Origin of the sequence: Proteiniborus ethanoligenes (assembly GCF_900107485.1) — a bacterium.
In the GTDB taxonomy this organism is placed as follows: domain Bacteria; phylum Bacillota; class Clostridia; order Tissierellales; family Proteiniboraceae; genus Proteiniborus; species Proteiniborus ethanoligenes.
Window position 1 is genome coordinate 89,594 of record NZ_FNQE01000001.1, and the last position, 20,563, is coordinate 110,156.

The window sequence follows — 20,563 nt, forward strand, 5'->3', positions numbered from 1 at the left end:
ATTATGAGTAAAACATGTAATAATAATGATTGTTAGCCAAATAACGGAGGTGCAAGCATGAAAAAAATTTTAGTTACTGGTGCTTTAGGTCAAATAGGTACGGAATTAGTTATGTATTTAAGAAAGCATTATGGAGAGGATAATGTAATTGCTAGTAGCAGAAGTAGAAAAGCTGGAGCTGAAAAGCTTATTGAATCTGGTAAATTTGAGCTTGTTGATGTAACTAATGCACAGCAAATCGCAGATGTAGTAAAAAAACATAATGTCGACACAGTAATTAACCTTGCAGCTGTACTTTCTGCAGTTGGAGAGAAAAATCCAACTCTTACTTGGGAAATAAACATGGGTGGATTGTTCAATATTTTAGAAGTTGCAAGAGAAACAGGTATATCAGTATTCACACCTAGCTCTATTGCAGCATTTGGACCATCTACGCCTGCAGATAACACACCACAAGATACAATACAAAGACCAACTACTATGTATGGAGTTACAAAGGTATCAGGAGAATTATTGTGTGATTATTATTTCCAAAAATATGGTGTTGATACTAGGGGAGTTAGATTTCCCGGACTTATCTCTTATGAAGCTCTTCCAGGTGGAGGAACTACAGATTATGCTGTACATATATATTATGATGCAATTGAAAAAGGAAAATATACTAGCTTTATAGCAGAAGGGACATATATGGACATGATGTATATGCCAGATGCTATAGATGCTATTGTTCAGCTTGCAGAAGCAGATCCATCTAAGCTGGTTCATAGAAATGCTTTCAATGTTTCTGCTATGAGTTTTGCTCCAGAGCATGTATGTGCTGAAATTCAAAAGCATATTCCAAACTTTGTAATGGATTATGATGTTGACCCAATAAGACAAAGCATTGCAGATTCATGGCCAAATTCATTAGATGATAGTGCGGCACGTGAAGAGTGGGGCTGGAATCCAAAATATAACTTATCATCAATGACTGTTGATATGCTAGAAAAATTAAAGATTAAATTAGGGAAATAGAATAAAAGATTATATAAGAAGTTAATGAAACCTTGACTCACTAAGAGTTAAGGTTTTTTTATTGAGCCACCACATAAGCTACTTGCAGAAAATCAAATATTTCGGCAATATGATTGTCTAGAAAAGCCTAATAACTACAAGATTCTGCATATCTATTTACATATTAATACAAAAAATCAAAAAAAGTAAGAACAAAAAGAGCGTATGTCGCTATTTGACTATTACCCAGGCAATAGAGCAATTAAAAGTATCAGATAATAGGCTAATTCATATAATGAATTACAAAAGGGTTAGAAGTATTTTAAATGAATTAGGAGGTTTGGAATGGCTAAGTTCAATATAATAAATACTGATATAGAGGGACTTTATATTATTGAACCAAAAGTATTTATTGATAATAGAGGTTATTTTTCTGAAATATATAATGAAGCTGAGTTTAAGAATATTGGTATCTATAAAAGTTTTCTTCAAGACAACATATCTTATTCTAAGAAGGGAGTACTAAGAGGATTGCACTTCCAACACAAAAGGCCTCAAGGAAAGTTGACTAGAGTAGTAAATGGTCAAGTCTACGATGTTGCAGTAGACTTAAGGGTAGGTTCAAAGACTTATGGGAAATGGTATGGAATAGTATTATCAGAAAATAATAAAAAAATGCTATATATACCAGAAGGATTTGCACATGGATTTTATGTTCTTTCTGATTTTGCTATTTTTGAATATAAATGTACTGATTATTATGTTCCATCAGATCAACAGGGAATAATTTGGAACGATTCTGAACTAGGAATAGAATGGCCCATAGACACATCAACAGATATTATATTATCGGAGCAAGATAAAAAATGGGGAACAGTCAAAGACTTTCAAAAATGTATTTAGCTTTTAATGCATATAGATAATTTTTAAATTTGAACCTATAATGGGAGGTTAAATCAATGGTATCTCAACATATTATAGATAAGCTTAATGAAAGAGATAAGGAAAAGAATCCTATAAAAGTTGCAATAGCAGGAACAGGATTCATTGGAAGAGGGTTAATAAATCAAATTAGCTTAATGAAAGGAATCAAAGTAATTGCTATCGGTAATAGAAATGTAAGAAAAGCTGAAGAAGTAGTTAATCAAATAGGAATAAATATAACAGGTAAGATTTGTAACCATAGCTTGGAATTGAATAACTCAGTAAAAGAAGGGAAAATTGGTATAGTGTCTAATCCCTTACTCCTAGCTGAAACAGAAGCAGATATAATAGTTGATTGCACAGGAGATGTAATGACTGGAGCGAGCTTAGGCTTTGCAACACTAAACAATAATAAGCATTTTATATCAAATCCCGAAATGGATGTGACAATAGGTCCGGTTCTTAATAAAATCGCAGAAACTAAAGGGGTAATATATAGTGATCAAGAAGGGGATGAACCTGGAGTAATAATGGGACTTTATCGTTATGTTAAACTCCTTGGATTAGATGTTATTGCTGCAGGAAAATTCAAGAAATTTTATGATAGGCATGCTAATCCTACAACAGTTAAAAAATGGGCTGATAAGGCAGAGCAGAGTCCCTATAAGATAAGCTCTTTTACTGATGGTAGCAAAATGAGCATAGAGATGGCAATAGTTTCAAATGCAACGGGCTTAGTACCCGATGTTAGAGGGATGCACTTGCCAAGTTCTACTTTGAATACAGCGGCTAATGTCTTGACAACAAAAGAAACAGGAGGCATACTGTCATCCAAGGGAATCGTAGATATTGTTTTTGATGTAGAGCCTAGCGGAGGAGTTTATATTGTTGCTACTACCTCACACCCTAGAATAATAAAAGATTTACAATATTATAAAATGGGAGAGGGACCTAATTATTTATTTTATCGACCTTATCATTTATGTTCCTTTGAAATGGCAATAGGAATAATAAGAGCTGTCATAGACGGAGATTCTACCATAAAGCCTATAGGAAAACCAGTAGCTGATGTAATAACTGTAGCTAAAAAAGATTTATTTCCAGGAGATACTCTGGATAGCATAGGAGGATATAGCTATTATGGACTCATTGACAAGGCTGACATAATAAAGAGAGAAAATATTCTTCCTATAGGTTTAGCTAAAGGAGCTAAAATTGTAAAGCCAGTTAAAATGGATACACCTATTTCTTTTAATGATATAGAAATTGATACTACAACTATTTTATGGGAACTTAGACAGCAGTACAATAATATGATTTAAAATTGATTTTGGAGGGATGTAAATGAAGGGTGTTATATTGTGTGGAGGATTAGGAACTAGACTAAGGCCTATAACCTATTCCATGCCTAAACAGCTTATACCAATTGCAAATAGACCTATTATTTTTCATATTATAGATTCTTTAGTAAAGGCAAACATAACAGAAATAGGTATAGTTATTAACGGCAAGGAAGATATATTTAAGAATGTCCTTAAGGAATATGAGAATAAGGATATAAGCTATGAGTTTATCTATCAAAATGAGCCATTAGGATTGGCAGATGCAGTCCTTGCATCTGAAAGGTTTGTTAAGGATGATGACTTCATTGTAATCTTAGGAGATAATTTCTATGAGGTTAATTTAACAAGTCTAATAAAAGACTTTTACCATACATCCAGTAGCTGTAGTATTCTTCTTTATGAGGTAGAAGAACCTCATAAATATGGAGTTGCAGAAGTAAAGGAAGATCAGGTTTTAAACCTTGAGGAGAAACCTAAGAATCCCAAAACAAATTTAGCTATTACGGGAATTTATATTTTTGATAGCAATATTTTTAAAGGCTGCAAAGAAATAGGTCCTTCTTGGAGAGGAGAATTTGAGATTACCGATAGCATAAATTGGCTTTTATACAATGGCTATAAAGTGACTTATAAAATTTTAAAATCCTTATGGATAGACCTTGGTACTCCAGGAGATATACTTTATGCTAATAATTATAAATTAAGCAAAATAAAATCTAATATTAATGGACTAATTGATGAAAAAAGCAAAACCTGGGGCAATATTTTTGTAGGAGAAAATTCAAAAATTTATAATAGTATAGTAAGAGGTCCTGCAATCATTGGAAATAACACAATTATCGAAAATTCCTATATTGGCCCCTACACTTCTATTATGAATAGTGTAAAGATTATAGATTCTCAAATTGAGAGTAGTATTATTTTAGATAAATGCCTAATATCAAAAGTTAGCCATGTAGTTGATTCTAGTATTGTTGGAAGTAATAGTACTATTACTTCCAACAATTCTCAGAAAAAGGCAAACAGCTTTGTTTTAGGTATGGATAGCAACCTAATACTGTATTGAGAGTCCAAAGGGAGTGATGATTTTGAGCAAGGTGCTTGTAACAGGAGGGGCAGGGTATATAGGCTCTACCTTAGTTAGATTATTACTAGAAAAAGGATATGAGGTTAAGGTTGTAGATAGATTATTTTTTGGTGAGAAACCACTTTCAGAAATTGAGAATAAAATAGAACTTATTAAAGAAGATATTAGAGACGTAAGAAAAGAAATTTTTGAGGATGTGGATACTGTAATGGATTTAGCAGCAATATCTAATGATCCTTCAGGTGAGCTAGATAAGCAAAAGACTTTAGATATAAACTATCTTGGTAGATGTAGAGTGGCACATTTAGCAAAATTATCAGGAGTCAAAAGATATATATTAGCTAGTTCCTGTAGTGTATATGGATTTCAAGATGGAATACTGACAGAAAGTTCTAATGTAAATCCTTTGACAACATATGCAGAAGCTAATTATTTAGCTGAGAAGGGAATTTTACCATTAGGTGATGAAAACTTCTGTGTTACAGCCTTAAGGCAGGCTACGGTTTTTGGATATTCCCACAGAATGAGGTTTGATTTAGTTGTAAATGGGATGGTAGGTGCTTATTATAAGTATGGTCATTTTAATCTTCTAAGAGATGGAACACAGTGGAGACCTCATATATATGTAAAGGACACAGCCAGAGCATTCATTGCAGTAATGGAAGGAGATAAGGCTAAAGTTAACAAGGAGATATTCAATATTGGCTCAAACGATTTAAATATTCAAATATTGGAGTTAGGAGAAAGAATTTGTAAGGGTATTGAAAAGCCATTTAAATTTATCTGGTATGGAGATACTGACAAAAGGTCCTATAGAGTAAATTTTGATAAAATTAATAAAGCTTTAGGATTCAAGACTAAATATAATGTTGAAGATGCTGCAAAAGAAATATGGGAAAAATTAGAAGAAAAATCATTGGATTGGGATGATCCAACTACAAGAACAGTAAATTGGTATGATACTCTGATTAATTGGAACCTTAAAACAAAACAGATTTTAAGGAATGGGGAGATTTTATAAATAAAAGCACATTACCTTCTAAAAGCATATTAGAAAGTAATGTGCTTTACTAAATAAGCATTAAGGTGTAAAAAGGAATAATAATAATACTAGCTATAGTGGTAAAGGTAATAAGCCATGAAGCATATTCAGACTCATTATCATAATGCTTAGCCACAACAGCTATTTGTGCCATAATAGGCATAGCAGATTCAAGGATGAAAACATTCTGCATTAAAGCTGGGAAATCATAAATTTTCAAGAGCAAAAAAATCATAAGTGGATTAATAAAAAACTTTCCTATTACTATAAGATAGCTGTATAAATCAAATTTAATGTTTTTAAGATTTAACGAGCTAATTATCATTCCTATAAAAAGCATTGACATAGGTGTAGTTAAATTACCTATATATTTTAATCCGTCGGCAAGAAAAATAGGTAATTTTATATTTAATAGTACTATTCCTATACCAATTAAGAAACCAAGTAAAGGAGGAGAAAACACCTTTTTTATAATATGAAATTCTCTAACCTCAGAAATATGGTTGTTTGTTGCTTTTTTGATATTATACAAGCCTAGTGTCCAAAATAAGGTTGTGTTAGCAAAGTAATATAGTAGTACAAAAGGTATACTTTCCTCTCCAAGTATGGCTATATTAACAGGTAAACCTATGAAGATAGTATTTGAGAAGGTAAATAAAGCACAAAAAATTCCTAGCTTAGTTTTATTGATTTTAGTGATTTTTCCAATAATATAGCTAATAAAGTAAGAAATAATTATACAAGTAAAGGCGATTATAATTCCAAATTTATATTGTGAAAAAGTGTTAATGCTAAACTCTTTAGAAATATTTATTATCATAAGTGATGGTAGGGAGATATTAATGACAATTTTAGAAAAAGCTTCTCCAATTTTATTGTCTAGCCACCCAATTTTTGAAAGTATAAAACCTACGGTTATTATGAACAAAATACTTAATATGCTAGATGCTCCAGCTACCATATAATCCTCTCCCCACACTTCTAAAGTCTTTAATTATTTATTTTAAAATTCTTTACTAATTGGATTAATTTTGTAGCTCTTTTTTCGTAGGTGTATTCATTTATAATTATCTCAGATGCCCTATTGACTTTTTCTATTACAGATGGATAATTAAGATTTATTTCATCAATACATTTTTTAAATTCCTTTTTGTTGTTATAATACAAAATCTCTTTTGGAAATAAGTTATACAGTTCTTCACTATAATCAGATATTACTGGCAATCCACAAGCTAGAGCATCAAAAACTCTATTATTAATAAATCCATACTCTAACATATCGGGCCAGTGATTATTTAGAGTGACTTTAGCTTTAGAATATAAATTTACAAGCTTTTCATTAGCTATATATTCATCCACGATATATTTTTTATCTATGAACTTTTCCCAACCTCTTCCCCATACCTTAAGTGGTAATTTGTACTCTATTGCCCAAAGGACACAGTCTCTTTTTACTCCACGAGTATTACCTACAAAGATAAAACCCTTTCTTTCTAAGTCTGTATTTTTATTATAAAATTCCTCATGATCAGTGCAAAGCAAGAATGGAAATACTGGCTTGTTTAACTGTTTTTTTAAAATACTAGAATAATGTTTTGATGCAATTAAAATTATATCGTATGCTTCATATTCTTTTTTTGTTACGTCCTCAGGATGGCCAAAGTTCCACATTATATTGATACTAGAGTTCTTATTCGGCTTATAAGGGTATTTACCCCTAAGAACCAGCACTACATCAGACTTTTTTTTATTATACCAATCAGTGTAATAATCAGTTTCTACTTTTTCTCCAAGTCTAGTTAAATATTTTGTGAGACACCTACCTATATGATAGTCACCCCATTTATTTTGTCTATAATCTGTAGGAGAAGGATTTTTAATTATCCATTTCATTTATATTCCTCCAATGTATTGACTATATAGATAAAAATTTAAATGTCTGCATATGATTTGTATCCTTTAGCTGATGATAGAAGTGTGAACCCCTTCATAAATTTGGTATTATCAATTTTCCAAGTATGGTTTTCTAGTGATAAATGTCTAATATAAACGAAATTTTTTTTGCTAGTTGAGTAAATTTTTATGCCATTCTTTAAACAATCTTTCAAAAAATGCTGATCTGCTCCATGACTCATGTTTTTAAATTTATATTTTTTAATTATACTTCGTTTCATAACAAGAGTTGGACCATGAATATAATTTGTGTATTTATTTTCGGCACCACTCTTTCTTAGGCCTGTCTTTTTAATATCTTCAAAATATGCATAGTATTTAGACTTGCCCACAACACTCGCTTTTGTAGAGGTAATAGCTTCTATAGCTTCATTTAAATAATTTGGACCATAATAGTCATCATCGTCAAATTTTGCTATTAAATCTGCAGATGATTGAGATACTCCAAAATTTATACAATCAGACAGATCCTTTTTTTCATCAACTTGAAAGACTTTTACATTTTCATGTTGTTCGGCTTCCTTTCTCCAGAGTTTTATATCCATTATATTATTATTTAAAATAATTATTAATTCTTTATTGTTATAATCTTGTCTTTGATAATTTTTAAATATGTTATTCATATATTTTGGCTTGTTTGTAGAGGCTATAATTGAAATACTTAAACTAGAAGTCGATTTTATAGTTTTCTCCAAGTCTTTTTTTGTCTCTTTTTTTATTATTATAGAGACGTTTTTGGAGGCTATCTTTTTATTTACTGGTTTTGTAAAGCTAGTTTTTTTCTTAATTTTCATACTTGACATCCTTTCAAAGCCTAATAGTTATATCTACTTAATGTTTAAGCACTACATAAAATCCTTTAGTATTTTTTTTGCTTTTTTATTATCAGCTATAATATTTTTTCTATTAGCAAGCCTAAAAGTAGACGAATCGTTTACAGAATGAACAAGCCTAATATAATTAGGTTTTTTGATGGTTTCATATTTTAACAGCTTAATAACATTTGGATGGCCTCCTGGTATTTTGTATCTTTTACCATCTATATAGTCAACTACTTTATAAACTAAAGTATAGTAATTCGGAGATTTTTGAGGGAATTTTGCAAGAAGCTTCTTTATAGAATCATATATATAGCCATTTTGGTTAACAATTGCTTCAGTTGATATATGATGATTAAAATCATATAGTTGCTGTATAAAGCTTTTATGATACATATCATCTGAATCAAGTCTTACTAGATATAAATATTTAAATCCTTTTATAGTTTGGAGTACCTTATTTTCATATTCACTTTTTGAGATAAACTTAATATTGTCTGGAAGCTTTGGATACTTATCTAAGATATTTGCGATGATGTCATTAGTTTTATCTTCATATTTTATTAGAGCTAGAAAATTTTGATTTGTTTGAGCTTTTAAACTTTGCAAAGTGAATTTCATAAAAATATCTATTCTTTTTTCTATCCAACTCTTAGTAAGCCTTTTATTGCTAAAAGGTAAGGTATTAAAATCACTCCAAATAATAATGACTTTAGAACCCGGAATATGTTTCTTTTTTTTATTTTTTGTATTTAAGTTGAGACTACTTTTCTTCTTATTAGATATTGTTTTCTCACAACTATATTCTTTGTTAACAGCCTTTAATTTTTTGATATAATTAACAGGATTTTTTTTATCTTTCATTTTTACACCCCTAAATAACAAGATATTAAAGAGACTCACATACAAAAAAATTGCACATTTCACATAAATGGATAATAATTTATTTTCTAATAGCTGAATATGAAAACGTCTACTTAATCCTACTTTAATATATGAATAATAAGTGGATTTGTGATTTATGGTGTACAAAAGTTATCACAAAACTTAGCTATTTCATAGAATATATTAAAACTAGCGCACTACTAAATATTAGTTATTAATATATGAAATGAGAAGGTGAATAGATGAACATATGTGTTGTTGGTACAGGATATGTAGGGCTAGTAACTGCATTGGGATTTGCAAAGCTAGGTAATAGAGTAATATGTGTAGATAAAGACGATGATAAAATAGGTAATTTAAATAAGGGAATACCTAGTATATACGAAGAAGGGATAGAAGAGATCCTAAGGGAGTGCTTAGAAAAAAAAAGAATTGCTTTTACTAATGACTTATCGGAAGGTATAAATAACTCTGAAATAATTTTTATAGCTGTAGGCACACCTGAAAAAGACGATTGGAACATTGATATGACACAAGTCCATGAAGTAGTAAATCAAATTTCAAATATAATATCCAGCTATAAAATCATTGTAATCAAGAGTACAGTTCCTGTTGGAACTCAAAGAGAAACCAAGAAGCATTTACGTGAGAAAGGTGTTCCAGAAGAAAACTTTGATATTGTTTCTAATCCTGAATTTTTAAGTGAAGGAAGAGCCTTAAATGATTTCTTAAATGGTGATAGAATAGTAATAGGTTGTGATTCATCTAAAGGTAAAATTATAATGAGAAAAGTATATGAGCATTTTAATAGCGAAATTATTTATACTTTACCTGAAACTGCTGAAATTATTAAATATGCATCAAATGCTTTTTTAGCTACAAAGATTTCCTTTATTAATGAGATAGCGAATTTGTGTACTAAGGTGGGAGCAAATATAGAAACTGTAGCCTATGCTATGGGACTAGATAAAAGAATAGCTCCAGAATTTCTAAGAGCAGGTATAGGGTTTGGAGGATCTTGCTTTCCTAAAGATACTAAAGCATTAGTTAAAATTGGTGAAAATCATGGAATCGATTTAAAAATAATTAGAAGTGCAATTAGAGTAAATGAAAAACAAAGATTAATTCCAATTAAAATATTATTAAATAAATACGGAAAGCTTGAAAATAAAACTATAACTATTTTAGGATTAGCATTTAAGCCAAAAACAGATGACATTAGAAATGCACCATCTTTAACTATTATAGAGGAATTGATAAAAAATAAAGCCAGGATAAAATGCTATGATCCTATAGCAACAGATAAGGTGAAAAATATGCAATGGGATATTTTATGTTATAAAAATTTATATGATGCTGTAGATAAAAGCGATTGTGCCATTATATGTACTGAATGGGATGAAATATATTCTATGGATTTAAGCATAGTAAAAGAAAGGATGAACTATCCTATGATAATCGATGGGAGAAATATTTTGGATTTAGAAAAGGTTAAAGAAAGTGAAATAGAGTACTATTCTATAGGGAGATTAAATTAATATCCATAAGAATGGTTATAAAAAAACCGCTAAAAAATAAATTATATTCTTTTAGCGGTTTTTGGCTGTTTTATATATCGACATAAGGAGTAAAATCCACTATATCCTGTTTTACTTTTTTACACATTCTCAATAAATCATTCTCAGAAATTTTCCAAGTATGAGAGTCAGGGAATTCACTTCTAATATAAACATGATGGAATCTATTTGTAGAATATATTTTAAAGCCCTTTTCAACGCAGTCTTTAGAAAATCTGGTATCAACGCCTCTTGGTATATCGGCAAATTTAACACTGTTGAAAACGTGTTTTTTTATTATTAATGTAGGTCCATCCATGTGCTTTACATACTTATTTTCATTTTTAGGAGAACGAATTGCAAGAATTTTACTTTTTTTAAAATAAACAAAAGAAGAGGCTTTACCGATTATATCAGCATATTTTAAAGCTTCAATAGAATTTGACAGGTATTTTGGTCCATAATAATCGTCATCATCAAATTTAGCTATAATATTAGCCCTCGCTTTAGATACACCAAAATTAAGGCAACTTCCTAAAGTTACATTCTCATCAAGCTGAAATACACTTATATTTTTATAAGATTTTACTTGTTCATCCCATATACTTTTATTTATATTATTATTATTTAGAATTATTATCATTTCTTTATTTTTGTGTATTTGCCTATTATAATTTTCAAATACATTATCTAAGGAATTTTCTCTCATTGTGCATACTATAACTGATATAGCGGGATAATCATCTTTTGATTTTACTTTAAATATATCCTTATTTTTTTTCCCTGCAAACTTTGTTTTGATTTTTATGAATTTAGTTATTATTTTATTTACAGGTTTATTATTCAATTTTTTACCCCCTAGCATAATTGTATATATGTGAGTCTAATTTATCTTATGCAGTATATGCATACTTGTGAAATTTGAACAAAGGCAATAAAAAATTACTTTTTATTTATATATTTTTTATAGTCATCTACCTTACCAATTATCAAACACAATTTCATAAAAAGCTCATCTTTAATATTCCAAGCATGCTTATCTATTAGACCATGTCTTACATAAACATAGTTATACTTGTCAATGGCATACATTTTGATTCCATTTTTAGTACAATCCTTGCAAAATTGAATATCCTCACCTAAGGATTTTTCAACAAACCTTATTTTATTAAAAATTTCCCTTTTAAACATGAGGGTAGGGCCTTCAATTCGATAAACATATCTATTATCTCTTTTCGGATTTCTTATGGCTAAAGTTTGAGTGTTTTGAAAATATACAAATGTAGTATATTTGCCAATGACATCTGCATATTTAAACCCTTTAATTGATTGCGATAGATATTCAGGTCCATAATAGTCATCATCGTCAAATTTTGCAATGATATTATATTTTGCTTTTTCAATACCAAAGTTTAAACAGTAACCTAAAGTTTTTTTCTCATCAACTTGAAAAACAGATATATTATCATGTTTTTTTGCTTCTCTAGTCCATTCCTGCATGTTCATTTTATTATTGTTGAGAACTAGAATTAGTTCTTTATCCTTAAAGGATTGTTGATTGTAGTTTTCAAAAACATTTTGCATATATCTAGGCCTGTTTGTACATGTAATGACAGAGATATTGTAATTCACGGTATGGACTTTAGAAACCTGTTCGTTTTTCATAATTATGCTCTCCAAAATAAAAGTTTTTGTAACAACAATAAACATTAATTACATATTGATATTATATAAACTTAAAGGAAGTGAAAGTATGGATATAAAGTTAGCTAGTAGTGGGGGTTATTACCTAGCTGTGTTTAAATCAAAAAACTATGCTGTTCAACTTTATTACAAATTAGAAAAAGCTGGTTATGGCATATTTCAATTAGTATCTACACCCTGTCAATTAAAAGGAGGATGCAGTTACTCAATTAAATTCTATAAGCTTAGCGATGTAAATTATCTTAAAAAGTATTCTACTGATTTTGATGAAGACATATCAGGAATTTATTATGCAGAAAAAAAAGATGGAGCAAAAGTTTATAAAATAATAAGCAACATCTAATATCTATTAAAAAGTCTTGACCAAAATCCTCTTTTTGATCTTTTAATAGTTAAGTCATATAATTTTTTATCTATATCCAAAAAGCATTGATTATTTAAATCAATAGACTCGTTGAAAATTTGGAGAGTATCTTCTATGGTTTCAAATTGAGATGTCAAAAGAGTCATCATTTTTTTTAGTTCAATAATTTCGTTTGAAACAGTGGATATTAATTGATAAACGGATTCTATCTCATGTTTGATGTCTATGAATTTACTAGTTTGATCTACTGCTTTTTCTTCATTTTCATTTTGAAAGCTTTTTTGTTCAATACTATCTTCTTCATCAATTATATCTTTATTGGATATATTACTGTTTAAATTGTAGTCATAATTCTGTGAAGAATAGTCTTGTAAATGCTTTATGGGACCAGATTTAAGTAAACAAGGGATACTATCTAATAGTAGATAAACATGATTAAACTTTTGCATATTTCTATCTGAAGTGCTGCTTATTATATATTTTGCAGAACAGATTTTGGACTCTTTATTTATATAATAGGTGTCATTTTGGCTCCAATGAAATCCATAGTCATTAGAAGTTAAACATGTAATTTCGTTTTTGAATATGGATAATATATTTAAAGAATCCTTGTATTGAAAAATAACAGGATGTAGACTGTCGCTATAAAGCTCATAGAGAGTTTCTTCTCTCCATGTGTTTTTGTTAATGCCTAGTCCAGAATAATGCTTATATTTTGCTTTAAAAAGATTGCCATCATGAACTAACCAAAGGGCATGGATATTATCCTTTAAGTCAACTAAAATTTGTGGGTTTGTATTTATTAATTCTGTTTTTGCAATTAATTGAGGGACTTGGCACCATTTTTTTGAAGATGAGTTGAAATAAACATATTGAATTGCCTGAGAACCTTCTAAGTTTGAAGTATATAACATATGAATGTTATCAAATCTATCAAAATCAAATGAATATAAAGGCATCATTTTACTCGATGTGAAGCTAATAGCATTTATTTTTTCCCAATTTCCTTTTGTTCCGATTAAATGCTGAATAGTCCATACTTTTTTATTTACAAGATTAGAAAAGGAGAAGAATATATGTACACTTTCTTTATTGAGCTTTAACGTCAAATAATTATAATAGTTTGATTTAATATCTAGTTGAGTTAGTGTTTTTTTTGCCCATTTATTACTTGAGTAAAGATAATAGTTAATTTTTCCTTCATTATTTAAATAAATTAAATGGATTCTGTCGTTGCTATCAATATCTACTGAAAAACTAATGATTTTATCATCAGATACTAAGTACTCATCAGTTAAAAATTGGTTACTATCATAAAATTCATACTTAATTTTTTTATCTTTATCCATATAAAACCTAAAAGCTTCATTTGTGGAATTCATAACAATATAATTGCTAGTGCAATAACCATTCATCGAGCATCGCTCCTTTAAATTAATTAAAAATCAATCACAATTCTACCTATAATTCATAATATGAAAGTAAAGATGAATTTATTAAATAATATTTGGTAAAGGAGTGAAAAGCTATGGTAAACGGATTCGATCCAAGTCCTGGTGAAGAATTCATGCCAGATGATCTAAGTTATATTACTGAAACAGTATGTATAATTACTGATAAGGTATATGCTCATTGTCAGCAAAGAGAATGTTTCCCAAGAGTAGATGTTGATTTAGGAGAGAAGACATTTTCAAGTATTAGATTCAGACCAGGTTTTATTGTTGAGAACACATTAATTGTAACAGACATACAAAACAGACCAAACTTTAGAAGAGTAAGATTCACATTAAGAGTACCATTTGAAGTAGTAGCTAATGACGGTAGTATTATCAAAGGATTTCTTCCAGATATTTTTAAGGACATAATACTATTTATTCCAAATGCAAGGGATGAATTTGATTTTAGAATAGTAGTTGAAACAGCATCAAGAGTACTAGGGGAACCTACTCTAAGTGGATGTGTGCTTTCATTTGCTGTTGGAGTTTTCATAATCGTAAAAGTTGTGGGTAGAGTACAGTTACTTATTCCAGCATTCGGTTTCTGCCCTGAGCCACCAGAGTGCGTAGAGTTTAGCCCGACAGATATTTGCGACAATTTCGATTATGAGCCATTCCCTGATTTTTTCCCTCCACAATTTGAAGATTTGTTCCCAGATGCATAAAAAAGAGGAGCATTTGCTCCTCTTGGGCTGCTAACTAAGTTAGTAGCTTTTTTTTATTTATTTTCCAATGAAAATTTCTGTATAGTATCCATTTACAATTCCAATTCCCACATGAGTATAATTAGGATTTAGGATGTTTTTTCTATGACCTTCAGAGTTCATTAAGCTATTGTGAGCATTTTCAACACTATAATTTTTAGCTATATTTTCACCGAAATATCTATAGGAAACACCTTCGTTTTTCAAAAGGGTTGTGGAACTACCAAAGGTAGGAGAAGTATGAGAGAAATATGAGTTGTCATTCATGTCTTGAGATTTTATTTTTGCTGCCTTAAAGGTCTTTTCGTCTATTTGAAGAGGGCTTACTCCTGCTTTCTTTCTCTCTTGATTTATTAAATCAAATAATTTTCTTTCCTCAGCACTAATTCCTTTATATTCTTGTTGTGTAGATTCAGTGCTAGTGTTCCCATTGTTGCTTGGTGTGGTAGTTTCGTCTTTAGCACCACTATTATTACTTGGTGTATTAGACTCAGTGTTAGTGTTGCCATTACTACTTGGTGTATTAGAACCAGTGTTATCATTTCCAGTATTGCTTTGGCTATTAGGGATAGTAACTAGGTTTGAATTTCCTTTACTACCGTAATATCTAAATACAATATTAGAATATTTATTTGATATTCCAGTTCCTTTTATAATACTGCAGTTGGTAGACTGATTATCTGTGTATGTTTTACAATTTTTAATACTATAGCCATAGGAGTTATTAGCATTAAGGTTATCAATTAACACATCAGCCTTTACTGTTGAACTAGAGCCTAAAAATACTAGAGTTCCAACCACCATTCCTAAGATTTTTTTATTGTGCTTCATAAAATATCAACTCCCTTGTAATTTTTTAGTCTATGCTTAACTCCTTGTTAAACATTTTAACACAAGGTTTTACAAAAAACGACAAAAAGTTTGTATGTAATTTTTGGATATAACAAAAAAATAATACAAACAAATGAATGTTGACAGAAATGGTAGGGTATAATATACTTAATAAAGAATACCTAGTAGTATACTTGGAATTAAAAAGAGGTGGTTAAATGAAACTTTCAACTAAAGGAAGATATGGGCTAAAGGCTATGTTTGAATTAGCTCTCCATTATGGAGAAGGTCCTATACCTTTAAAAAATATTGCCGAGAGCCAAGATATTTCTGAGAATTATTTAGAGCAATTGATAGCAGTGTTAAGAAGAAATGGTTTAGCTACTAGTGTAAGAGGGGCTCAAGGAGGATATATGCTCAACGAAAGTCCTAATAACATAACTGTTGGTGATATTATTAGAGCATTAGAAGGAGATATTGCACCCTCAGATTGTGTACTAGATGAAAATTTAAATAAATGTTTTAAAGAAGAGTTCTGTGTTACCAAAAATGTATGGATTAAGATTAGAGATAGCATCAATGACGTAATTGATTCAATCACTCTAAAAGATATGGTTGATGATTTTGAAAAAATAAACGAAGAAAAAGAATATATGTACTATATCTAATAAAATTTTTGATATGCAGTCCTTAGGAGGGTGAAAAATGATTAGACAAGTGTATTTAGATAATGCAGCTACTACTCCTGTAAAAAAACAGGTTCTTGATGAGATGCTACCATTTTTTAAGGAAAAATACGGGAATCCATCAAGCATATATAGACTTGGACAAGAAACTAGAAATGCTATTGATGAGGTTAGAGAAAAGGTAGCAAATGTAATAAATGCTAAGCCAAGAGAAATTTATTTTACAGCTGGTGGCTCTGAAGCTGATAACTGGGCAATAAAGGGTATTGCCTTTGCAAATAAAGATAAAGGAAATCATATTATTACTTCTAAAATAGAACACCATGGAGTTTTACATACATGTGAATATTTAGAAAAAAATGGTTTTGAAGTTACCTACTTAGATGTTGACGAAAATGGGATAGTAAATATGGAGCAATTAAAGGATTCAATAACAGACAAAACAATATTGATTTCTATAATGTTCGCAAATAATGAGATTGGAACAATACAACCAATAGAAGAAATAGGTAAAATAGCTCGTGATAATAAGGTTTATTTTCACACAGATGCTGTACAGGCAATAGGTAATATTAATATTGATGTTGAGAAGCTAAATATAGACTTATTATCTATGTCTGCACATAAACTATACGGTCCAAAGGGTGTAGGAGCGCTTTATATTAAACAAGGAGTAAAAATTCACCCATATATGCACGGAGGTGCTCAAGAGAGAAATAGAAGAGCTGGAACAGAAAATATACCAGGTATTATAGGCTTTGGCAAAGCTATAGAGTTGGCTTATGAAACACTGGATGAACATAATGAAAGATTAACGAAATTAAGGGATAAATTAATAAGAGATATAAAAGAAAATATTGAGTATGTTAGATTAAATGGACATCCAGATAAGAGACTACCAGGAAACGTTAATTTTTCATTTGAGTTTATTGAAGGCGAATCATTATTACTTAGCTTAGATATGCTAGGTATATGTGCATCAAGTGGATCTGCATGTACTTCAGGCTCTCTAGATCCATCCCATGTGCTACTTGCAATAGGGCTTCCACATGAAATTGCCCACGGCTCTTTAAGATTGACTTTAGGAGACTTTAACACTGAAGAAGATGTAGACTATGTAGTAGAGAGTTTAATAAAAGTTGTAGATAGATTAAGACAGATGTCACCATTATACGAAAACGTTAAGAAAAAGTAAGGGGGTAAATAAATTATGTATTCAGATAAAGTAATGGAACACTTTATGAATCCAAGAAATGTAGGAGAAATTGAAAATGCTGATGGCGTAGGTCAAGTAGGTAATGCCAAATGTGGAGATATTATGAAAATGTATCTTAAAATAGAAGATGAAACTATTGTAGATGTAAAGTTTAAAACTTTTGGCTGCGGTTCTGCTATAGCTTCTTCAAGCATGGCTACAGAAATGATAAAAGGGAAAACCATTAGTGAAGCTATGAATCTTTCTAACAAAGCAGTAGCACAAGCTTTAGATGGTTTGCCTCCAGTTAAAATGCATTGTTCAGTATTAGCCGAACAAGCTATTAAAGCAGCTTTATATGATTATTCAAAAAAATATAATAAGACTATAGAAGGATTAGAAGATTTCAATCCAGATGATGATGCGCATGACCATGATCATGCAGAAGAGCATTAAAACTAAAGCTACTGTTAATTCAGTAGCTTTTTTTATGACCTAACCCGATTTCCTGAATGCTTTTATCAGGAAATCGATGGTAGGTCAAACGCAATGAGAACCAAATTTGCACGACCGAAGGGAGTGAACAAATTTGTATTTCGAAACTGCGGGAAATGACCTAACCCGATTTCCTGAATGCTTTTATCAGGAAATCGATGGTAGGTCAAACGCAATGAGAACCAAATTTATGTGAGAGACAGCAAGTAAATAAATTTGTGTAGCGAGACTATGGGAAATTTATTAAAAATATTAGTTATAAAGATATGGAATACTAATCATATAATTTTTGAAAAGAGGTAATAAAATTGAAGAAGGAAAGCGAACTAATAGGACTTCCTGTTGTGTGCAAAAAAAACGGAAGTAAACTAGGGACTATTAAAGAAATAATATATTCAAGAAAAAAATATAGAGTGTTAGGCTTTATAATAAAGGAAGGAAGAATATTTAAAGATATAAAAATCATACAATTTCAAAATATAGATTCAATTGGGAAAGATGCAGTAATAATAAAAAATGAGGCTGTAATTGAAAAGGCTAACTCGTTGCCTGAAATAAAAGAGTTACTTAAAGATAAGAAGCTGACCGAAGAAGAAGTTTTAACAGAGAGTGGAGAAAGCATAGGTCATGTTAAGGACATATTAATAGATAGACATAAAGGGAAAATAATAGGTTTTATACTCACTGATGGCTTATTTCAAGATTTAAAAGAAGGAAGAAATGTGCTGCTTTATAGTAGAGAAATTTTCTTTGGTGAAAGCTCAATTATCATAAGCAACAAAGACAGAGAGCTGTTTTACAAATATAAGAATGATTACAAAAAATTACTAGAATTACTTTAAAGATTTGTATCAAACTAATAATAAAGAATCTATAAAAAGAGGTGAGGATGTGAAGAGTAGATTTGTATCTGGTATTGTGGCTGGTAGCCTAGTTGGAGCAACAGCAGGAATGTATGCAATAACAAGAATGAGTCCAAGACAAAGAAGAAGAATGATGAGAGTTAGTAAGAAAGTTATGTCCAACATTATTGATAACATAAGTTTATTTTAGTAAGGCAGCTTAGCTGCCTTTAATTCAGTTTGGGGGAGCCACATTATGGAAAGCATCCTAAAAATAAGTAGTTATTTGAAGACATTGTTTTTAACAGCATTTTGGGGGCTATGTATTTATTTTTTAATAAATATTGGGAATAATTATGTGCAATCAGATAAAAAAATTAAACTTTCAAAGAAAAAAATAAGTTTTATGTTTTTAATTATTGTTTTTATAATAGCTATATACTATATTTTTAAAGGCTCTAGCAAAATTGGCCAAGTGTTATTATTAGTTTTCTATTCTGCTGTTCTAGCATATTTATTAAATCCTTTAGTTAGTTTAATTGAAAAGCTGGGTATAAAAAGAACTCTGAGTATATTATTAGTATTTTTACTTTTAATAGGATTCTTAATTATAGTGGCTGTATCTATTGTTCCTAAATTAATGAATGAATTTGAAAACCTTATAATAGTACTTCCTAGTTATTTTAACAAAATATATGACTATTTTGATTATTTGCATATAAAATATTTTAAACATATAGACAACTTACCACCAGAGTTTCAAGCAATTAAGGAAGTGTTTTTAGAAAACCTAAACTCCTTTCAACTACACATTATAAATTGGATTAAAAGCCTAATTAACTCATCTATCAGAAAATTTTCAAAACTTATTAGTTTTTTTATTGTTCCAATTTTAACTTTTTATTTTTTAAAGGATAAAGACTTTTTTAGGAAAAAAATAATTTTGTTTATCCCAAAAGATTATAGGCATGATGCTTTAAAGATTAGCAGAGAAATAGATAATGTGTTAGGCAAATTTATTAAAGGACAACTTTTGGTTGCTGCTTACGTTGGAGCAGCCACATCTGTGGTACTGCTGATTATTGGTATTGATTTTGCAATTATTATTGGATTGATTGCAGGAATAGCAGATATAATACCATATTTTGGACCAATCATAGGAATATTACCTGCAGTAACATTTGCATTATTAGAAAGTCCTGTAAAAGCATTATGGGTTATAGTATCATTTGTTTTTATTCAGCAGTTAGAATGTAATGTTATAGAGCCTAAAATAATTGGCAATAGCGTTGGACTTCATCCTGTGGTAATAATTTTTTCCTTAATAATAAGTGGTAGTTATTTTGGAATTATAGGAATGTTGTTTGCTATACCTGCTACATTAATAATCAAAATAGTATCTAGCTTTATAATAGATAGAAAATCTGGACTATAACTAATATTGACAAAATACGGCTTTTTAATTATAATCCTATCTATAAAGATAAACATATTTTATTTTATAAATCCTAATAGTTAACTTAATAATTTTAATAACTTTGATGGGGAATAGTAAATATCTCTAACCTTAAAGAGAGAATGCCCAAGGCTGGAAGGCATTTAGGAAAGTATATTGAAGCAGCCCCTGAGTTGAAGCCTTGAAACA

Annotated in this window: 22 protein-coding genes and 1 other annotated feature (1 of these 23 only partly in view); of the genes, 14 read left to right on the forward strand and 8 right to left on the reverse strand. The window is 29.9% G+C overall.

Annotation, left to right across the window (positions count from 1 at the left end):
* Positions 1–57: 57 nt before the first annotated feature.
* From BLV37_RS00415 to BLV37_RS00435, 5 genes are all read left to right on the forward strand, one after another.
* Entirely contained in the window at positions 58–1,014 is a 957-nt protein-coding gene (locus BLV37_RS00415) for an L-threonine 3-dehydrogenase (RefSeq protein WP_091725692.1), read from the forward strand.
* Positions 1,015–1,338: 324 nt separating this feature from the next.
* On the forward strand, positions 1,339–1,896 hold the full coding sequence (gene rfbC / locus BLV37_RS00420) for a dTDP-4-dehydrorhamnose 3,5-epimerase (RefSeq protein WP_091725695.1): 558 nt from the start codon (positions 1,339–1,341) through the stop codon (positions 1,894–1,896).
* A 56-nt stretch (positions 1,897–1,952) separates the two neighbouring features.
* Positions 1,953–3,239 carry an NAD(P)H-dependent oxidoreductase gene (locus BLV37_RS00425; RefSeq protein ID WP_091725697.1) on the forward strand — a complete coding sequence of 429 codons (1,287 nt, stop codon included), beginning with the start codon at positions 1,953–1,955 and terminating at the stop codon, positions 3,237–3,239.
* A 22-nt stretch (positions 3,240–3,261) separates the two neighbouring features.
* The gene (locus tag BLV37_RS00430; RefSeq protein WP_091725700.1) at positions 3,262–4,326 is read left to right on the forward strand and encodes a glucose-1-phosphate thymidylyltransferase; all 1,065 of its coding nucleotides are present in this window, start codon (positions 3,262–3,264) and stop codon (positions 4,324–4,326) included.
* Positions 4,327–4,357: 31 nt separating this feature from the next.
* A complete protein-coding gene (locus BLV37_RS00435) occupies positions 4,358–5,368 on the forward strand; it encodes an NAD-dependent epimerase/dehydratase family protein (protein WP_244270430.1) in 1,011 nt (336 codons plus the stop codon).
* Positions 5,369–5,417: 49 nt separating this feature from the next.
* Here BLV37_RS00435 and BLV37_RS00440 read toward each other — a convergent pair whose 3' ends face one another.
* The 4 genes from BLV37_RS00440 to BLV37_RS00455 are packed head-to-tail and all read right to left on the reverse strand — an operon-like array spanning position 5,418 to position 9,024.
* Positions 5,418–6,350, reverse strand: a complete 933-nt coding sequence (locus BLV37_RS00440) for an AEC family transporter (protein WP_091725707.1) — start codon at positions 6,348–6,350, stop codon at positions 5,418–5,420.
* A 29-nt stretch (positions 6,351–6,379) separates the two neighbouring features.
* The gene (locus BLV37_RS00445) at positions 6,380–7,282 is read right to left on the reverse strand and encodes a CgeB family protein (protein ID WP_091725709.1); all 903 of its coding nucleotides are present in this window, start codon (positions 7,280–7,282) and stop codon (positions 6,380–6,382) included.
* Between the two features lie 38 nt (positions 7,283–7,320).
* Entirely contained in the window at positions 7,321–8,136 is an 816-nt protein-coding gene (locus BLV37_RS00450; protein ID WP_176967801.1) for a glycosyltransferase family 2 protein, read from the reverse strand.
* A gap of 51 nt (positions 8,137–8,187) precedes the next feature.
* Entirely contained in the window at positions 8,188–9,024 is an 837-nt protein-coding gene (locus BLV37_RS00455) for a glycosyltransferase family A protein (RefSeq protein ID WP_091725716.1), read from the reverse strand.
* A 263-nt stretch (positions 9,025–9,287) separates the two neighbouring features.
* On the opposite strand from BLV37_RS00455, the gene BLV37_RS00460 reads away from it, so the two are divergent.
* Positions 9,288–10,583 (forward strand): UDP-glucose dehydrogenase family protein, encoded by a 1,296-nt coding sequence (locus tag BLV37_RS00460; protein WP_091725718.1) that lies wholly within the window; start codon positions 9,288–9,290, stop codon positions 10,581–10,583.
* 70 nt (positions 10,584–10,653) lie between these two features.
* Here the strand turns inward: BLV37_RS00460 and BLV37_RS00465 are convergent, their stop codons facing one another.
* Together BLV37_RS00465 and BLV37_RS00470 are read right to left on the reverse strand one after the other, a co-directional pair.
* Positions 10,654–11,448, reverse strand: coding sequence for a glycosyltransferase family 2 protein (locus tag BLV37_RS00465; protein WP_176967802.1), 795 nt, complete (start codon positions 11,446–11,448; stop codon positions 10,654–10,656).
* Positions 11,449–11,543: 95 nt separating this feature from the next.
* Positions 11,544–12,266 (reverse strand): glycosyltransferase family 2 protein, encoded by a 723-nt coding sequence (locus BLV37_RS00470; RefSeq protein WP_176967803.1) that lies wholly within the window; start codon positions 12,264–12,266, stop codon positions 11,544–11,546.
* An 88-nt stretch (positions 12,267–12,354) separates the two neighbouring features.
* On the opposite strand from BLV37_RS00470, the gene BLV37_RS00475 reads away from it, so the two are divergent.
* On the forward strand, positions 12,355–12,648 hold the full coding sequence (locus tag BLV37_RS00475; RefSeq protein ID WP_176967804.1) for a putative Se/S carrier protein: 294 nt from the start codon (positions 12,355–12,357) through the stop codon (positions 12,646–12,648).
* Here BLV37_RS00475 and BLV37_RS00480 read toward each other — a convergent pair.
* Positions 12,645–14,084, reverse strand: coding sequence for a hypothetical protein (locus BLV37_RS00480; RefSeq protein WP_091725730.1), 1,440 nt, complete (start codon positions 14,082–14,084; stop codon positions 12,645–12,647). The genes BLV37_RS00475 and BLV37_RS00480 overlap by 4 nt on opposite strands.
* A 113-nt stretch (positions 14,085–14,197) precedes the next feature.
* Here BLV37_RS00480 and BLV37_RS00485 point away from each other — a divergent pair, with 113 nt between their 5' ends.
* On the forward strand, positions 14,198–14,830 hold the full coding sequence (locus BLV37_RS00485; RefSeq protein ID WP_091725733.1) for a hypothetical protein: 633 nt from the start codon (positions 14,198–14,200) through the stop codon (positions 14,828–14,830).
* A 57-nt stretch (positions 14,831–14,887) separates the two neighbouring features.
* Here BLV37_RS00485 and BLV37_RS00490 read toward each other — a convergent pair whose 3' ends face one another.
* Entirely contained in the window at positions 14,888–15,700 is an 813-nt protein-coding gene (locus BLV37_RS00490; protein ID WP_091725735.1) for a CAP domain-containing protein, read from the reverse strand.
* A 218-nt stretch (positions 15,701–15,918) separates the two neighbouring features.
* Between BLV37_RS00490 and BLV37_RS00495 the strand changes: the two genes are divergently transcribed.
* From BLV37_RS00495 to BLV37_RS00515, 6 genes are all read left to right on the forward strand, one after another.
* On the forward strand, positions 15,919–16,368 hold the full coding sequence (locus BLV37_RS00495) for an RrF2 family transcriptional regulator (RefSeq protein WP_091725737.1): 450 nt from the start codon (positions 15,919–15,921) through the stop codon (positions 16,366–16,368).
* Between the two features lie 40 nt (positions 16,369–16,408).
* On the forward strand, positions 16,409–17,581 hold the full coding sequence (nifS, locus tag BLV37_RS00500; RefSeq protein ID WP_425287112.1) for a cysteine desulfurase NifS: 1,173 nt from the start codon (positions 16,409–16,411) through the stop codon (positions 17,579–17,581).
* A 12-nt stretch (positions 17,582–17,593) separates the two neighbouring features.
* The gene (gene nifU, locus BLV37_RS00505; protein WP_342026567.1) at positions 17,594–18,037 is read left to right on the forward strand and encodes a Fe-S cluster assembly scaffold protein NifU; all 444 of its coding nucleotides are present in this window, start codon (positions 17,594–17,596) and stop codon (positions 18,035–18,037) included.
* A gap of 347 nt (positions 18,038–18,384) precedes the next feature.
* Positions 18,385–18,918 carry a PRC-barrel domain-containing protein gene (locus BLV37_RS00510; protein WP_091725743.1) on the forward strand — a complete coding sequence of 178 codons (534 nt, stop codon included), beginning with the start codon at positions 18,385–18,387 and terminating at the stop codon, positions 18,916–18,918.
* Positions 18,919–18,967: 49 nt separating this feature from the next.
* Positions 18,968–19,129 carry a YtxH domain-containing protein gene (locus BLV37_RS14775; RefSeq protein ID WP_143031462.1) on the forward strand — a complete coding sequence of 54 codons (162 nt, stop codon included), beginning with the start codon at positions 18,968–18,970 and terminating at the stop codon, positions 19,127–19,129.
* Positions 19,130–19,174: 45 nt separating this feature from the next.
* On the forward strand, positions 19,175–20,353 hold the full coding sequence (locus BLV37_RS00515) for an AI-2E family transporter (RefSeq protein ID WP_091725745.1): 1,179 nt from the start codon (positions 19,175–19,177) through the stop codon (positions 20,351–20,353).
* Positions 20,354–20,447: 94 nt separating this feature from the next.
* Positions 20,448–20,563, forward strand: a binding site (T-box leader) (it continues 90 nt past the right edge of the window).